This window comes from Stenotrophomonas sp. A3_2, from assembly GCF_036624925.1.
Classification (GTDB): domain Bacteria; phylum Pseudomonadota; class Gammaproteobacteria; order Xanthomonadales; family Xanthomonadaceae; genus Stenotrophomonas; species Stenotrophomonas hibiscicola.
On record NZ_JAZKVY010000003.1, the window covers coordinates 1 to 349 of the forward strand.

At 57.6% G+C, this 349-nt stretch carries 1 pseudogene; it reads right to left on the reverse strand.

Annotated elements, in window-relative coordinates:
- Positions 1-349, reverse strand: a pseudogene (locus tag R5H29_RS00010) (Tn3 family transposase); the annotation flags it as partial.

Here is a 349-nt window from a genome sequence, read left to right on the forward strand (position 1 = left end):
ATCTCGACCAGCAGGCGCTCCTTTCCATAGACCCGCTCGATGTCTTTCGCGATATCGCCCACCACCTTGCGTTTCGAGCGCGTTCCGATCTTGTGAACGGTTTCGATCAGCAGGTCGATCATCGCGTCAGTGAGTTGCGCCTCCCGCGACATTAGATAAATCGCATAAAGGCCGAGCTGTCGCGCCGGCGCATGCCGGCGCATCTCCGAGGCCTTTTCACCGGCAACGCGGCGAACAATCTGATCGACCCATGGCTTGCCCGTAGCCGTCAGGAGATCATGGGGAAGATCAAGTCTCTGGATAAAGGCGAGTTTCTCGGTCACGTCGAGAATGTTGTCGAGCGTTGCCT